The sequence below is a fragment of the Sphaerisporangium sp. NPDC004334 genome, from assembly GCF_053602655.1.
Genome location: NZ_JBSGDZ010000029.1, coordinates 99,716 through 114,793 on the forward strand (window position 1 = coordinate 99,716; position 15,078 = coordinate 114,793).

The following is a 15,078-nucleotide window of genomic DNA, read 5'->3' on the forward strand; positions in this document are numbered from 1 at the left end:
CGTGGCCTCTGTCAGGCGCACGTGCCGTGGTGTTGCCAAGGTAGCGACAGCGGGATCAACAGTCACCTTTCCATTCCGTCACCCTGAAGGTCAGGATCGCGGGTTCACATGCAGCAACATCCGCGTGTTGCCCAGGGTGTTCGGCTTGACGTGCTCCAGGTCGAGGAACTCGGCGACGCCCTCGTCGTAGGAGTCCAGGAGTTCGGCGTAGACCTCGGGGGAGACCGGCGTGCCCTGGATGGGGACGAAACCGTGCCTGCCGAAGAACTCGACCTCGAAGGTCAGGCAGAAGACCCGCTGGACCTCCAGCCGGCGGGCGGCGTCGATGAGCGCAGCGACGATCATGTGGCCGATGCCCATGCCGCGGCAGCCGGCGTCGACGGCGACCGTGCGGATCTCCGCCAGGTCCTCCCAGAGCACGTGGAGCGCGCCGCAGCCCACGACCATGCCGTCGCGCTCGGCCACCCAGAATTCCTGGACGTCCTCGTACAGGGTCACGGTCGACTTGCGCAGCAGGCGCGGCCCGTCGCCGGAGTAGGTGTCGACCAATTTCCTGATCGTCCGCACGTCGGAGGTGCGGGCCCGCCGGACGGCGGGCGCGCCCTCGGCGGACGGGCGCTGCGCGGCCTGCCTCATGACGCGTCAGCGTATCCGCCCACCGGCGGGGCGGCGTTCGACGCCGTGCCGGGACCCCCCGATAACGGACTGTCCGAAATACCTGCCAATTCGCGCCGCCATCACGGAGTGTGATCCGGTGCACGCGGTCGGTGCGCGCCTCGGGGGAGCCTGGAGGCGTGGCGCGCGAGAAGCTCTTTGACCTGCGGCTTTTCTTCGAGCCCCTATCCGCGGACCGGGTAATCGCAGCTCGGAACGGGTGCGGGACGCCCACTGGCGTGATCTTTCCGTGACGCGCCGGTTGTGGAACCTCAACAGAATTCGCAGTTCTGGTTGAGCAGGAACCTGAACTGGACTAATGTCCAGCGTCAATGTCGGTCGTCGTTCCGCGGCGACCGCACCGCCTAATTCCCGCCCCATCCGAACGGCGGGAAACCGGGGACCCAAAGGTGGGTCCGGGGAAGGTCCCCCGGCGACCCGCCACCCCTGGGGTGAATCCGAGAGGGAGGCATCGCGATCCTCCATGGTCACGTGCTCGGTAGGGCTGCTCCGGCCCGAACCCGTCAGCTAACCCGGTAGGCGTCCGAGGAGAGGAGCTTTTTGGTGCAGCCTAGGCGCACGCCTGGAAAGAGTGCGGGCAGGCATGCCCGCGGGCGAGAACGCGGTGCCCATTCCCGCTTCGGGAGCGCCTCCAATGCGTCCTTGCGCCTTCCCCGCCGCATCGCGCTGGTGACCGCCGCGCTGATGGCCGTGACCTTCGGGTCGCCTCTGGTGTCCGCGACGGCCGAGCCCAAGCCCAGCCTCAACGACCTGAAGAACCAGGTCGAGCACCTCTACAACCAGATCGAGTCGCTCACCGAGCAGTACAACGGCCAGAAGGAGCGCCTCAAGCAGGCGCAGCGGTCGGCCGAGCTCGCCAAGAAGACCCTCTCCAAGAGCGAGGCCGACCTGGAGGCCAAGCGCGCCAGAGCCGGCATGTACGCCCAGGACGCCTACATGACCGGCGGTCTGGGCTCGCCGCTGACCCTCGCCATGTCCGGCGACCCCGACGCCTACCTCGATCGCGTGGCCACGACCTACGCCCTGCAGCTGCAGCAGGGCGAGGAGGTCGCCCAGATCGGCAAGGCGATGGCGACCGCCGAGCGCGCCAAGGCCGGCGCCAAGGCCCGCGAGGCCGAGGTCAAGAAGCTCGTCTCCGACCTGTCCTCCCAGCGTGACAAGATCCGCGGCCTGGTCGCCAAGACCGAGGGCAGCCTGTTCAAGCGCGCGCTGTCGCAGGCCGGCGGGTACGGCCGGGCCATCAAGATCGAGATCCCGATCCCGGGCGAGGGCAAGGCCGCCCAGGCCGCCAAGTGGGCGCTGACGCAACAGCTCAAGCCGTACGTCTGGGGCGCCGCGGGGCCGAGCACCTTCGACTGCTCCGGCCTGGTCATGTGGGCCTACCAGGAGGTCGGCATCAGCCTGCCGCACTACACCGGCGACCAGTGGACCGCGGGGACCCACATCACCCGCGAGGACCTGCGCCCCGGCGACCTGGTCTTCTTCTACACCGACCTGCACCACGTCGGCATCTACATCGGCGGCGGCATGATGGTGCACGCACCGCGCACCGGCGATGTCGTGCGGGTGGTCCCGCTCGGCAACCGCCCGTTCGCCGGCGGCGTGCGCATCGCCGACTAGCGCCGTGGCGCGCACGCCGAACGAGGCGGCCGTCGGTACGGTGACGCCGCCTCGCGCCGGGACGAGGTTCCCTGCCTCGGACGGTGCGACCTCAGATGAGGCGGCGCCGCGCCGCCCAGGCCACGGCCTCGATGGCCGTGGCGACGCCTATGCGGTCGCAGATGCCGCGCAGGCGGCGTCGTACGGTGCGGCCGCTCACGTCGAGCCTGCGTCCCACTCTGTCGACGGTCACGCCCTTGGCCAGTTCGGCGAGCAAGAGAAGATCATCGTCGCTCAGTCCCACACCGTCTGATCCCGAAGGAATGTCATTCCCTCGGGAAACCAGATCCGGATACGCCATCGGGTGTCCTCCCCCACGACGAACTCGGCAACATACTGAATGCTTCGGCCCGCCCCGTCAGGAACGTTAAACGCCGCGTTGAAAGGTCGTCAAGCACTGACCTCGATACCCATGACGTTTGTGATTGACATACCAGTGCATATGTGAACTACTCGTGACATGTCCCCGCACCTCCCGGTCCGGGGGGACATCGGCGATGATCATGGCCGTGGGCCGCATGATCCGCCATGGAAGACCACCGCGGCGCTGGTGGAGGCCCGGTTCCATGCGGGACGCCTCGCGGGCGCCCCGGCTCGGAGATATACGGTCGACACGCTATACGCCGAATTCGACCCGCGAAACCAGTACGCTTTCTGACTTTCTTCCGCCGGTCACGCCCGTGGGCGTAACACTCCGGCCACCACGATTTGCCGTGGCGGATCACCGCGCCGCGCCGTATTCGACGCGCGCGCCCCCCTCCACGTCTCCGATATGGATCTCCCCCGCCGCTTGATCGCGCGGGGCGCGCTCAAGCGGTGTTGCGGTTGTAGATCAGGCGCAGCCCGATGAGCGTCAGCCAGGGCTCGTGGACGTCGATCGAACGGGCCTCGTTCACCACCAGCGCGGCCATCGACCCGGTGGCCACGACGGTCACGTCGTCGGGGTCGGACGCGAGCTCGGGCGCCATGCGCTCGACGATGCCGTCCACCTGGCCGGCGAAACCGTAGATGATGCCCGCCTGCAGGGCTTCGACGGTGTTCTTGGCGATCACCGAGCGGGGGCGCACCAGCTCGACCTTGTGGAGCTGGGCCCCCGCGGCGGCCAGGGCGTCCACCGAGATCTCGATGCCGGGGGCGGTGACCGCGCCGACGTACTCGCCCTTGGCCGACACCGCGTCGAAGGAGGTGGCGGTGCCGAAGTCGACGATGATGCACGGCCCCCCGTACAGCGTGACGGCGGCGAGCGCGTTGACGATGCGGTCGCTGCCGACCTCCTTGGGGTTGTCCATGCGCACCGGCACCCCGGTGCGCACGCCCGGCTCCACGATGACGGCGGTCACGTCGCCGTAGTAGCGCCGGCACATCTCGCGCATCTCGTTCAGCACGGAGGGGACCGTCGAGCAGATGGCGATGCCGCCGATGTCGGCGTCCTTGAGCAGGGGGCTCTGACCGAGCAGCCCCTGCAGGACGACCGCGATCTCGTCGGCGGTGCGCCTGGCGTCGGTGGCCAGGCGCCAGTGCTCGATGACCTCCTCGCCCTCGAAGAGGCCGAGCACCGTGTGGGTGTTGCCGACGTCGATCGTGAGCAGCATCAAGCCCCCCGAAGGTCCAAAGCGATGTCCAGTGCGGGCGCCGAATGGGTCAGCGACCCCACAGCAAGGTAGTCAACACCGGTTTCGGCCACCTCACGAGCCGATTCCAGGCGGAGTCCACCGCTGGACTCCAGCCGGGCCCTGCCGCCCACTAGGGCCACGGCGCGGGTCAGCTCCTCCACGGTGAAGTTGTCCAGCAGGATCTCCTCCGCTCCCTCGGCCAGCACCGGCTCGATCTGGTCCAGGCGGTCGACCTCCACCTCGATCGGCAGCTCCGGATAGGCCTGCCGGACGGCGCGGAACGCCTCGGCGACCCCACCGGCCGCCACCACGTGATTGTCCTTGATCAAGGCCGCGTCCGACAGGGACATCCGATGATTGACCCCGCCGCCGCACCGCACGGCGTACTTCTCCAGCGCCCTGAGGCCGGGGAGGGTCTTGCGGCTGTCGCGGACCCGCGTGCCGGTGCCGCTGACCGCCTCGACCCAGCGGTGGGTCAGCGTGGCGATGCCCGAAAGGTGGGTGAGCAGGTTGAGCGCGGTCCGCTCGGCGGTGAGCACGTCGCGCACAGGTCCGACGACGGTCATCAGCACGTCGCCGCGCGCGACGCGCTCACCGTCCTTGACGTGGCGCTCCACGGTCAGGCGGCCCTGGGAGGCGCCGTGGAAGACCGCCTGGGCGACCGCGAGACCGGCGACCACCCCGTCGGCCCTGGCCACCAGGTCGCCCACCGCCGCCTGGTCCGCGGGGACCGTGGCGATGGTCGTCACGTCGCCCTCCTCGGTGACGTCCTCGGCGAGGGCGGCGCCGATCACGACCATGACCTGCGCCGGGTCCAGGCCCGCCTCCGCCAGGTCGGCCTCGAGCTGCTGCGGCAGGCCGGCCGCCCGGTCGTCGTGGTGCTCGGCATAGCTCATGGTCAGTCCCTCCTCGGCCAGGGTCACGTCGAGGTGTCCCAGCCACCAGGCGTCGTCGCGTTCGGGGAAGTCCTCCCGCCAGTGGGAGCCGCGCGTCTCCTCGCGGGCCCGGGCGGCCGCCACCACGGCGCTCGCCACGGTGAGCAGGTTCGTGGCCTCCCACGCCTCGGTGCACGGCTCGACGGCGACCGGGGTCCAGCGGGCGTCCAGCAGGCCGTGGCCCACCTCCGCCAGGCTGCGCCCGCTGCGCAGCACCCCTGCGCCGGCGCTCATGCGGCTCTGCACCCGCGGCCGGACCCGGGGGTCCACCAGGCCGGCGGCGCGGCCGTCGTCGACCGGCTCGCCCGGGCTCCGCCGCCGCGGGGAGGCGAGGTCGGCCGCGATGCGCTCGGCGAAGACCAGCCCTTCCAGCAGGGAGTTGGAGGCGAGCCGGTTGGCCCCGTGCACCCCTGTGCAGGCCGCCTCGCCGCAGGCGTACAGGCCGGGGACGCTGGTGCGTCCGCGCAGGTCGGTATGGACGCCGCCGCTGGCGTAGTGCGCGGCGGGCGCGACGGGGATGGGCTCGCGGGCCGGGTCGATGCCGTGCTCCAGGCACACCGCGTAGATCGTCGGGAAGCGGGTGCGCCACTTGTCCTCGCCGAAGTGCCGGGCGTCCAGGCGCACGTGGCTCGCGCCGCTCTCCAGCATGCGGCGCATGATCGCCTTGGCGACGACGTCGCGGGGCGCCAGCTCGGCCAGCTCGTGCACGTCCACCATGAACCGCTCTCCGGCCTCGTCGAGCAGGACGGCGCCCTCGCCGCGCACCGCCTCGGAGATGAGCGGCTGCTGGCCGGTGGAGTCCTCGCCGAGCCAAAGGACGGTCGGGTGGAACTGCACGAACTCCAGGTCGCGGACGACGGCGCCGGCCCGCAACGCCAGGGCCACCCCGTCGCCGGTGGACACCAGGGGGTTGGTCGTGGCGGCGTACACCTGGCCCATGCCGCCGGTGGCCAGCACGACGGCGCCCGCGCGCACCGCGCCCACGCCGTCCCTGGCGCCCTCGCCCATGACGTGCAGCGTGACCCCGCAGGCGGCGCCGGAGGCGTCCTTGAGCAGGTCGAGCACCAGAGCGTGCTCGATGATCTCGATGCGGCCGCCCTCGGCGGCGCCGGCGCGGACCGCCTCGACCAGGGCGCGCTGCACCTCGGCGCCGGTGGCGTCCCCGCCCGCGTGGACGATGCGGTCGCGGCGGTGGCCGCCCTCCCGGGTGAGCTGGAGCCCGCCGCCGGGCTCCCGGTCGAACCGGGCCCCGTGCGCCATCAGCCGCCGCAGCGCGCCCGGTCCCTCGGTCACCAGCGCCTGGACGGCCCGGGCGTCGCACAGCCCCACACCGGCGATGAGCGTGTCGCTGAGGTGCTCGGACCAGGAGTCGGCCGGGTCCAGGACGGCGGCGATGCCGCCCTGCGCCCAGCGGGTGGACCCGGCCGACAGCACGTCTTTGGTGACGACGAGCACGCGCGCGTCGGGGGCCAGCTCGGCGTACCGCAGCGCCACGGTCAGACCGGCGATGCCCGAGCCGACGACGACGACATCGGCGGAGACGGTCCAGCCGGGCTCGGGCGCGGTCAACCGGCGGGGAATGGGCGGATGGGTCATGGGGGCTCCCTTATTTCGTCTATATGACGATAAGGCATCCCGCCGCACCCCCGCCACGCGGGGCTCACATGACAGGGGACAGGGTGAGCACCGCGTTGTCGATGAGGCGGGTGGTGCCCACCTTCGCGGCGACCGCGAGGATCGCCTCGCCCCGGTGGTCCTCGGCCACGGCGGTGAACGTCGCCGGGTCGACCAGGCTCAGGTAGTCCAGCAGCAGCGGCGGGTCGGCGCGGGCGGCCTCGTCCAGCACCGCGTGCGCGGCGTGCAGGATGTCCTTGGGCCGGGTGTGCCGGGCGCCCTCGCGCAGCGCACGCGACAGCGCCAGGGCCGTGGCCCGGTCGGCCGGCGACAGGTAGCGGTTGCGGCTGGACAGGGCCAGCCCGTCCGGCTCCCGCACGGTGGGAGCCCCGACGACCTCGACCGGGACGTTCAGATCGGCCACCATCCGGCGGATCATCGCCAGTTGCTGGGCGTCCTTCTGCCCGAAGACGGCGACGTCCGGCCGCACGAGGTTGAAAAGCTTGAGCACGATGGTGAGCACGCCGTCGAAGTGGCCGGGCCGGAAGGCGCCCTCGACGATCGTGCCCATCTGCCCCGCGGAGACGCCGACCTGGCGGTCGGGCAGGTAGATCTCGTCGGCCGCCGGGGCGAACACCAGGCCGGCGCCCTCGGCGGCGCACACCTCGAGGTCGGCGTCGAACGTGCGCGGGTACCGCGAGAAGTCCTCGTGCGGGCCGAACTGCAACGGGTTGACGAAGACGCTGACCGCCACGTGGTCGGCGCGCTCGCGGGCCAGGCGGATCAACGAGCGGTGCCCCTCGTGCAGCGCCCCCATGGTCGGGACCAGCGCCAGCGTGCCCGCCCCGCCCGCGCGCCGGCCCGGCGCTCCGTCCAGGCCCAGGGCGGCCCGAGCGGCGAGCAGTTCTGAGCTGTCGGCGGCGACGATCACGTCCATGTGTTGCCTCCCAGGGCGTCGAGCAGGCGTTCGGCCGTCTCGGGCTTGAGCAGGCCGGCGGCCAGCGCCCGGTCGGCGGTGAGCCGGGCGAGGGCCACGTAGGCGTCCGCCGCCTCCGGCGCGGCGAGGATGAGCGCGTCCACGTGTTTGCGCACCGTGCCGGCGTCGCCGCGCACCACCGGACCGGTCAGGCCGGCCAGGCCCAGGCGCAGCGCGTTGTCCAGGGCGGCCCCGAGCAGCGGGCCGAGCATGCGGCCCGGATGCTCGACGCCGATCTTCTTCAGCAGCTCCTGCGACTCGGCGATCAGGGTGACCATGTGGTTGGCCGCCCCCGCGAGCGCCGCGTGGTACAGCGGGCGGTCCTCGTCGGCGATCCAGACCGGCTCGCCGCCCATCTCGATCACCAGGGCCTCGGCCACCGGGCGAAACGGGTCGGGGGCGGTGACGCCGAACGAGCAGCCGGTGATGCGCCGCAGATCGTCGTCCCTGCCGGTGAAGGTCATCACCGGGTGCAGCGCGAACGGCAGCGCGCCGGCGGCCGTCGCGGAATTGAGCACGCCCAGGCCGTACGCGCCGCTGGTGTGCACGAGCATCTTGCCCCGGAGGTCCACCCCGGCGGCGGCCAGGCCCGCGACCAGGTCGGGCAGGGCGTCGTCGGGCACGGTGAGCAGCACCAGGTCGGCGGCGCCGATGACCTCCTCCGGCCCGGAGATGTCCACGCCGAGGCGGTCCAGAGCCCTGCGGCGCGAGGCGTCGGAGACCCCGGCGGCCGCGACGACGCCGTGCCCCGCCTGGGCGAGCGCCGCGCCGAGGACGGACCCCACTCGCCCGGCGCCGAGCACTCCGACCGCGAGGCGCCCAGGGCGGTCGCTTGTCTCCATCACTTTCCCGTTCAGCTTCGACGGATCAGACCAGCAGCCAGCGTAACGGTCGGCTCGCGCCGGGCGCCCGACCGGCTCTACCGGCGCGCGTCCACAGCCTGTCATCGGGACCGTCATGGGGCGGCGGCGCGGTTGGTAACGTCCGGTGTCGTGTGGGTCACGTGGCGGCAGGCCATGCAGCAGGCGCTCTACGGCGACGACGGGTTCTACATCCGCGAGCGGCCCTCGGGTCATTTCCGCACGTCGGTCGCCGCCTCCCCCGCGTTCGCGCGGGCGGTGCTGCGCCTGCTCGACACCGTCGACCAGGCCGTGGGCCATCCCCGCGAGCTCGATCTGGTGGACGTCGGCTCCGGCGACGGCGCCCTGGTGGCCCAGGTCCTCGACACCGCCGCCCCCGAGCTGGCAGAGCGGCTGCGGGTCACGGCCGTCGAGCTGTCGCCGCCGCCCGGCGACATCGACAAGCGCATCACCTGGGCCTGCTCCCCGCCCTCGGACGTCACCGGCCTGGTGATCGCCAACGAGTGGCTCGACAACGTCCCGCTGGAGGTCGCCGAGCAGACGCCCGAGGGGCCCCGTCTGGTGCTGGTCGATCCCGAGACCGGCGAAGAGCGGCTCGGCGGGCCGCCGGAGGAGGCCGACGCCCGGTGGCTGGAGCGGTGGTGGCCGCTGCGCCGCATCGGGATGCGCGCCGAGATCGGCCGCCCGCGGGACGAGGCGTGGGCGGCGGTCGTCGGGCGGCTCACCCGGGGCCTGGCGGTGGCCGCCGATTATGCACACCCTGTGGATAACCGGCCGCCGTACGGCACCCTGACGGGGTACCGCGACGGGTCCTGTGTGCCCGCCATACCCGACGGGTCCTGCGATATCACCGCACACGTGGCGTTGGACGCCTGCGCGGCGGCGGGCGAGCGGGCCGGGGCGATATCCACAACCTTGACCACACAGCGACAGGCGTTGCGCGATCTCGGGGTCAGCGGCGCACGCCCCGCGCTGACGCTGGCGACCACCGACCCGGCGGGTTACCTCCGCGCGCTCGCCCGCGCCTCCGAGGAGGCCGAGCTGATCGACCCCGCCGGCCTCGGCGGCTTCGGCTGGCTCGCCCAGTGGAGAGGTTGACGACACCCCGTGCCTGCTCCGGCCGGTGGACACCCTCGCGGGGACGCCGGCACCCCATGGGGTGCAGCCGGTCGATACTCCTCGGGGACGCCGGCATCCTGTGCAGTTGGTCCCAAGGATCCAACGGCGCGCTGATGCGCTGTCCACGAGCCCGCACCGGCTCTGGCGCCGTAGCGGGCGCCGGCATCGCCGTACCACGACCCGCCGACCCGGCGCCGATCATGGCTCATGACCGGGGGCGGAGAGCCACGCCCGGTGGGCGGATGTGGTCACCCTGCCAGCGGTCGTCGTGAGGCCAGGTCGAAGGAGGCCACGGCCGGTGGGAGACCTTCGCGGGGACGCGGGCATTCCCGGGTGCTCAGCCGATGGAGACGTTCAGGGCCTCGAGGCCGCGGATGACGTAGTTCGGCTTCCAGACCGGCTCCTCGACCAGCTCGATCTTCGGGGCCGCCTTCAGCAGCGCGCCGAACGACTCGGCCAGCTCCACCCGCGCCAGCGGGGCGCCCAGGCAGAAGTGGATGCCCGCCCCGAACGAGATGTGCGGGTTGTCCCTGCGGCCGATGTCCAGCCGCCCCGGGTCGGCGAAGACCTCGGGGTCGTGGTTGGCCGAGCCGAACAGCAGGGCCACCTCCACGCCCTTCGGGATGTCCACCCCGCCGATGGTGACGTCCTCCAGCACCCAGCGCTCGAACAGCTGCAGCGGGGTGTCGTAGCGCATCAGCTCCTCGATCGCGGTGGGCAGCAGCGAGAGATCGTCTCGCAGCCGCTCCAGCTCGCCGGGATTGCGCAGCAGCGCCCACCAGCCGTTTCCGGTGACGTTCACGGTGGCCTCGTGCCCCGCGTTGAGCAGCAGAACGCACGTGCCGACGAGCTCGTCCTCGGTGAGGCGATCACCCTCGTCCACCACCTGCGCGAGCGCGCTGATCAGGTCGTCGCCCGGACGGGCGCGGCGCTCGGCGGCCAGCGCGCGTAGATAGGCGGCGAACTCCGACGCCGCGCGCACCGCCGTGTGCTGCGCCTCGACCGACGGCGCGAGCTCGTACATGCCGCACATGCCGGCCGACCACGGGCGCAGCAGGTGCCGGTCGGCCTCGGGGACGCCGAGCATCTCGGCGATCACCGTCACCGGCAGCGGCTCGGCCACCTCGGCGATCAGGTCGCCGCCCCCGCGCTCGACGAAGCCGTCCACCAGCTCCCCGGCGACGCGGCGCACCCTCGGGCGCAGCTCCTCGACCATGCGCGGCGTGAACGCCTTGGAGACCAGCCGGCGCAGCCGGGTGTGCACCGGCGGCTCGACGTCCAGCATCCCGCCGCGGGTCACCCGCCAGAACGGCTCCTGGAAGTCCGGCTCCGGCCGCCTGCCGAACTCCTCGTGCGAGGCGACGTGCAGGTACGAACGGCCGAGCCTGCGGTCGCGCAGCGCCGCGTTGACGTCCTGGTGCCGGGCCACGAGCCACTGGCCGGTCGGCTCGAAGAAGCTGACCGGCCGGCTGTCGCGGAGCTCCCCGTAGGCGTCATAGGGATGGGCGACGAAGGCCGGATTCCAGGGATCGAAGCGCACGACGTCATGGTAATCGGGATATCCGGCCACGTCTCACCTGGCCATCCAGCGATGGACATCGCCACCGGCCAAGGGAGTGGCCGGCGCACCGGCCGGAACAGCCCTCACACCGCACGGAGCGCCGCCGGGGTCAGCGGGCTTCGGCGGGCGGCGCCGGGGCGGCGTCGGGCGCGCCGGTCTCCCCGTAGCGCTCGTGCAGCTCCACCGGCCGCTGGGCGCCCGCCTTCTTGCGCGCACGGATGTTGAGCAGCTCGACCACCAGCGAGAACGCCATCGCGAAGTAGATGTAGCCCTTGGAGATGTGCTGATCGAAGCCCTCGGCGATCAGCACGACCCCGATGAGCAGCAGGAACGACAGCGCCAGCATCTTGATGCTCGGGTACTTCTCCACGAACGCGCTGATCGGCCCGGACGCGAACAGCATGATCACCACCGACACGACCACCGCGGCGACCATGACACCGATCTCGTCGACCATGCCCACGGCCGTGATCACCGAGTCCAGCGAGAAGACCACGTCCAGCAGCATGATCTGGATGATCACCGAGGTGAACGAGGCCGCCACCCGGCCGCCGGAGTGGCCCGAGGCGCCCTCCAGGCTGTCGCCGATCTCGAAGGCGCTCTTGCCGAGCAGGAACAGCCCGCCCAGGATCAGGATCAGATCGCGCCCGGATATGTCGTGCCCGAACACCGCGAACAGCGGCTCGGTCAGCCGCACGACCCACGACAGCGCGAGCAGCAGCGCCAGCCGGCTCACCATCGCCAGCCCCAGGCCGACCTTGCGGGCCAGGTCACGGCGCTCCGGCGGCAGCTTCCCCGCCAGGATGGAGATGAAGATGATGTTGTCGATGCCCAGGACGATCTCCAGGGCGACGAGGGTCAGGAACCCGATCCATATCTCCGGATTGAGCAGCCAGTCCATCGCGCCTCCTCGGGCCGGGCGTCGGTCACGTCACGGCCCCCGTCCCGGGGAGCCCGTCCCCTGTCAACGCGCGAGGGACGGTCAAAGTTCGCAATTCGTGAAACGTGTCACCCCTGCCTCATGAGGTTGCGGACAGGCGGGGGAGCCGGGTTATAGTCCCGGTAGGTCATGAGTGCCAGCGTCAAGCCCCGGCTCGCTGGCCGGCAACCCTCGCGCTCGCGGCGGGGTGCCCCGGGTGAGGACCAGGTCCGGCACGAGGTGTGCCGGGCAAGCGCGGGCTCCGTCACACCAACGCCGTGACCGGGTCCCATGACCTTAGGAGGCCGGCGTTGACCGCTCTCACCATCCTGCAGAGCTCCTCCCCCGCCGTTCACGGCACCACCCCCCCGCCCCCCGGCACGTCCCCGCTGCCCTCCGGCACGTTCTCGCCGGCCGCCGGTGCTTTCTCGCCGGTCCCCGGCACGTCATCACCGGCCCCCGGGGCGAGCGCGCGTCCGGACGCGCCCGCCGTGCTCGGCGCCGACCTGGAGGTGCCGGTCAAGGGCGGGCGCCTGCTGCCGTACGCCAACCTGGACTACGCGGCCAGCGCGCCGTGTCTGGCGCCGGTGAGCGCCGCCGTCGCCGCCGCGCTGCCGGCCTACTCCAGCGTGCACCGGGGCGCCGGGTACGCCTCCCAGCTGACCACCGCCCGCTACGAGCAGGCCCGTCACACGGTGCGCGCCTTCGTCGGCGCCCGCCCCGGGGACGCCGTGGTGTTCACCCGCAACACCACGGACGCGTCGAACCTGCTGGCCCGCTGCCTGCCCGGCGGCACCACCGTCGTGGTCTTCGAGACCGAGCACCACGCCTCGCTGCTCCCCTGGCCCGACGCCGTGCGGCTCGCGCCGCCCGCGTTCGCCGGCGAGGCGGTGCGCGCGGCCGACGAGGCCCTCGCGGCCATCGACGGGCCCGCGCTGCTGGTGGTCACCGCGGCCTCCAACGTCACCGGCGAGCTGTGGCCGATCGCGGCGCTCGCGCACATCGCCCACCGGCACGGCGCGCGCATCCTGGTGGACGCCGCCCAGCTCGTCCCGCACCGCCGGCTCAACCTGACCGCGCTCGACCTTGACTACGTGAGCTTCTCCGGGCACAAGCTGTACGCGCCCTTCGGCGCCGGCGCCCTGGTGGGACGGGCCGACTGGCTCGCCGAGGCCGAACCGTACCTGCGGGGCGGCGGCGCCTCCAAGGCCGTCACCGGAGGCGCGGGCCAGGGCGCGCCGCTGTCCACCGAGTGGAGCTCCGACCCCGAGCAGCGGCACGAGGCCGGCACGCCGAACGTCCTGGGCGCCATCGCGCTGGCCGCCGCCTGCGACGCGCTGTCGGCCACCGGCTGGACCCCCCTGGTCAAGCAGGAGGAACGCCTTCTCACGCTGCTGCGCGACGGCATCGCCGCCATCGACGGCGTCCACGAGCTGTCGCTGTGGGGGCCCGGCCACCCGCGCGTCGGCATCGTCTCCTTCGTCGTGGACGGCTGGACGGCGCGCGAGGTCGCCGAGGCGTTGTCCGCGGAGTACGGCATCGGCGTGCGCGACGGGAAGTTCTGCGCCCACCCCTTCGTCCGGCACCTGCTGGACGCCGTGGGCCGCTCCGCCGACGGCGACTGCGCGGACGGCACCACCGGCGCCGTCCGGGCGTCCATCGGCATCGGCACGACCGAGGAGCACGTGCTCCGCCTGGTCGCCGCCCTCTCAGATCTTGTCTCCCGCCGCTGACGTGACAGCATGGGGTTCATGACCGAACCTCGCGGAGCTCGCGGAGGTCCCGGAGCCGGCGGCGCCGCCACGGGCGCCGAGCGGGTCGTCGCGGTCGGGACCGGCGCCAAGGAGCTCGCCACCGAGGACATGATCCTCAACATCGGGCCCCAGCACCCCTCGACCCACGGTGTCCTGCGCCTGCGGCTGACCGTGGACGGCGAGCGCATCGCCTCCGCCGAGCCGATCATCGGATACATGCACCGGGGCGCTGAGAAGCTCTTCGAGGTGCGCGACTACCGGCAGATCATCGTGCTGGCCAACCGGCACGACTGGCTCTCGGCGTTCGCCAACGAGCTCGGCGTGGTGCTCGCGGTCGAGCGGATGCTGGGCATGGAGGTCCCGGTGCGGGCGGTGTGGGCCCGCACGCTGCTCGCCGAGCTGAACCGCGTGCTCAACCACCTGATGTTCCTCGGCTCCTATCCGCTGGAGCTCGGCGCGATCACGCCGGTGTTCTACGCCTTCCGCGAGCGCGAGACGTTGCAGGCCGTCATGGAGGAGATCTCCGGCGGGCGCATGCACTACATGTTCAACCGGGTCGGCGGCCTGAAGGAGGACCTGCCGTACGGCTGGCTGGACCGCGTGAGGCGGGCGGTCGCCGAGGTGCGCGGGCGGCTGCCCGACATCGAGCGCCTCATCCACGGCAACGAGATCTTCATCGCGCGCACGCGCGGCGTCGGGGTGCTCGACCGCGAGACGATCATGCAGTACGGCGTCAGCGGCCCCATCGCGCGCGCATCGGGCGTCGACCTCGACCTGCGCCGCGACGAGCCGTACCTGGCCTACGGCGAGCTGCCGGTCAAGGTCGTCACCCGCACGGCCGGCGACTGCCACGCCCGGTTCGAGGTGCTGCTCGACCAGGTAAAGGCCTCGCTCGACCTGGCCGACGCCTGTGTGGAGCGGCTGCGCTCGCTGCCGCCGGGCCCGGTCAACCAGCGGCTGCCCAAGGTGCTCAAGGTGCCCGAGGGGCACACCTACGCCTGGACCGAGAACCCCCTCGGCCTCAACGGCTACTACCTGGTCTCGCGGGGCGAGAAGACCCCGTGGCGGCTCAAGCTGCGCAGCGCGTCCTACAACAACGTCCAGGTGCTCAGGGAGATGCTGCCCGGGCACCTGATCGCCGACATGGTGGCCATCCTCGGCTCGATGTTCTTCGTCGTCGGCGACATCGACAAGTAAAACTACCGCGCTGACCTGCGCGTTCGACGCGGGTTTCCGGCCGGGTGGTTTAACGGGCCTCCCTCGGCGCAGAAGGAGGGTGCGTCAAGGGACAGGGATTCAGGGGTGGCTCCGTGCGAGGCGGGGCCCGGCCGGCGGCCGGGCCCCGCCTCGTGCGTCCGGCCCCGCCTCGTGCGTCCGGCCCCGCCTCGTGCGT

General features: G+C 72.1%; 12 protein-coding genes and 2 riboswitches. Of the genes, 4 read left to right on the top strand and 8 right to left on the bottom strand.

The features are described from left to right. Positions 1 to 90: 90 nt before the first annotated feature. Positions 91 to 636, bottom strand: coding sequence for an amino-acid N-acetyltransferase (locus ACWEN6_RS32175; RefSeq protein ID WP_380827634.1), 546 nt, complete (start codon positions 634 to 636; stop codon positions 91 to 93). A gap of 381 nt (positions 637 to 1,017) precedes the next feature. Beyond that, a riboswitch (cyclic di-AMP (ydaO/yuaA leader) is annotated at positions 1,018 to 1,213 on the top strand. A gap of 104 nt (positions 1,214 to 1,317) precedes the next feature. On the opposite strand from ACWEN6_RS32175, the gene ACWEN6_RS32180 reads away from it, so the two are divergent. Next, positions 1,318 to 2,295, top strand: coding sequence for an NlpC/P60 family protein (locus ACWEN6_RS32180; protein ID WP_452575501.1), 978 nt, complete (start codon positions 1,318 to 1,320; stop codon positions 2,293 to 2,295). A gap of 91 nt (positions 2,296 to 2,386) precedes the next feature. Here ACWEN6_RS32180 and ACWEN6_RS32185 read toward each other — a convergent pair whose 3' ends face one another. The 5 genes from ACWEN6_RS32185 to ACWEN6_RS32205 all read right to left on the bottom strand — a co-directional run bounded on the left by ACWEN6_RS32185 (position 2,387) and on the right by ACWEN6_RS32205 (position 8,314). Next, on the bottom strand, positions 2,387 to 2,551 hold the full coding sequence (locus tag ACWEN6_RS32185) for a helix-turn-helix domain-containing protein (RefSeq protein WP_307837838.1): 165 nt from the start codon (positions 2,549 to 2,551) through the stop codon (positions 2,387 to 2,389). Between the two features lie 592 nt (positions 2,552 to 3,143). Beyond that, a complete protein-coding gene (locus tag ACWEN6_RS32190; protein WP_354844329.1) occupies positions 3,144 to 3,926 on the bottom strand; it encodes a type III pantothenate kinase in 783 nt (260 codons plus the stop codon). Continuing rightward, positions 3,926 to 6,478 carry an L-aspartate oxidase gene (locus ACWEN6_RS32195; RefSeq protein WP_452575503.1) on the bottom strand — a complete coding sequence of 851 codons (2,553 nt, stop codon included), beginning with the start codon at positions 6,476 to 6,478 and terminating at the stop codon, positions 3,926 to 3,928. Before ACWEN6_RS32195 ends, ACWEN6_RS32190 begins: the two co-directional genes overlap by 1 nt. A 64-nt stretch (positions 6,479 to 6,542) precedes the next feature. After that, positions 6,543 to 7,433: a pantoate--beta-alanine ligase gene (panC, locus tag ACWEN6_RS32200; RefSeq protein ID WP_452575505.1), complete on the bottom strand. Its 891-nt coding sequence runs from the start codon at positions 7,431 to 7,433 to the stop codon at positions 6,543 to 6,545. Beyond that, complete coding sequence (locus tag ACWEN6_RS32205; protein WP_452575507.1) at positions 7,424 to 8,314, bottom strand: Rossmann-like and DUF2520 domain-containing protein; 891 nt, start codon at positions 8,312 to 8,314, stop codon at positions 7,424 to 7,426. The genes panC and ACWEN6_RS32205 overlap by 10 nt, the downstream gene beginning before the upstream one ends. A 150-nt stretch (positions 8,315 to 8,464) precedes the next feature. Between ACWEN6_RS32205 and ACWEN6_RS32210 the strand changes: the two genes are divergently transcribed. Further along, positions 8,465 to 9,430 (top strand): SAM-dependent methyltransferase, encoded by a 966-nt coding sequence (locus ACWEN6_RS32210; RefSeq protein WP_452575509.1) that lies wholly within the window; start codon positions 8,465 to 8,467, stop codon positions 9,428 to 9,430. A 358-nt stretch (positions 9,431 to 9,788) separates the two neighbouring features. Here the strand turns inward: ACWEN6_RS32210 and ACWEN6_RS32215 are convergent, their stop codons facing one another. Together ACWEN6_RS32215 and ACWEN6_RS32220 are read right to left on the bottom strand one after the other, a co-directional pair. Then, entirely contained in the window at positions 9,789 to 10,991 is a 1,203-nt protein-coding gene (locus tag ACWEN6_RS32215; RefSeq protein WP_452575511.1) for a cytochrome P450, read from the bottom strand. Positions 10,992 to 11,121: 130 nt separating this feature from the next. After that, on the bottom strand, positions 11,122 to 11,913 hold the full coding sequence (locus tag ACWEN6_RS32220) for a TerC family protein (protein ID WP_452575513.1): 792 nt from the start codon (positions 11,911 to 11,913) through the stop codon (positions 11,122 to 11,124). A gap of 164 nt (positions 11,914 to 12,077) precedes the next feature. Next, positions 12,078 to 12,193, top strand: a riboswitch (SAM riboswitch). A 127-nt stretch (positions 12,194 to 12,320) separates the two neighbouring features. Here ACWEN6_RS32220 and ACWEN6_RS32225 point away from each other — a divergent pair. Together ACWEN6_RS32225 and ACWEN6_RS32230 are read left to right on the top strand one after the other, a co-directional pair. Next, a complete protein-coding gene (locus ACWEN6_RS32225; protein ID WP_452575521.1) occupies positions 12,321 to 13,664 on the top strand; it encodes an aminotransferase class V-fold PLP-dependent enzyme in 1,344 nt (447 codons plus the stop codon). Positions 13,665 to 13,682: 18 nt separating this feature from the next. Beyond that, the gene (locus ACWEN6_RS32230) at positions 13,683 to 14,882 is read left to right on the top strand and encodes an NADH-quinone oxidoreductase subunit D (RefSeq protein ID WP_452575515.1); all 1,200 of its coding nucleotides are present in this window, start codon (positions 13,683 to 13,685) and stop codon (positions 14,880 to 14,882) included. The last annotated feature ends 196 nt before the right edge of the window (positions 14,883 to 15,078 follow it).

Coding starts and splice junctions, on each gene's coding strand:
- ACWEN6_RS32175 (WP_380827634.1), bottom strand. CDS start 636: ATGAGGCAGGCCGCGCAGCGCCCGTCCGCCGAGGGCGCGCCCGCCGTC.
- panC (WP_452575505.1), bottom strand. CDS start 7,433: ATGGACGTGATCGTCGCCGCCGACAGCTCAGAACTGCTCGCCGCTCGG.
- ACWEN6_RS32205 (WP_452575507.1), bottom strand. CDS start 8,314: ATGGAGACAAGCGACCGCCCTGGGCGCCTCGCGGTCGGAGTGCTCGGC.
- ACWEN6_RS32230 (WP_452575515.1), top strand. CDS start 13,683: ATGACCGAACCTCGCGGAGCTCGCGGAGGTCCCGGAGCCGGCGGCGCC.
- ACWEN6_RS32190 (WP_354844329.1), bottom strand. CDS start 3,926: ATGCTGCTCACGATCGACGTCGGCAACACCCACACGGTGCTCGGCCTC.
- ACWEN6_RS32220 (WP_452575513.1), bottom strand. CDS start 11,913: ATGGACTGGCTGCTCAATCCGGAGATATGGATCGGGTTCCTGACCCTC.
- ACWEN6_RS32195 (WP_452575503.1), bottom strand. CDS start 6,478: ATGACCCATCCGCCCATTCCCCGCCGGTTGACCGCGCCCGAGCCCGGC.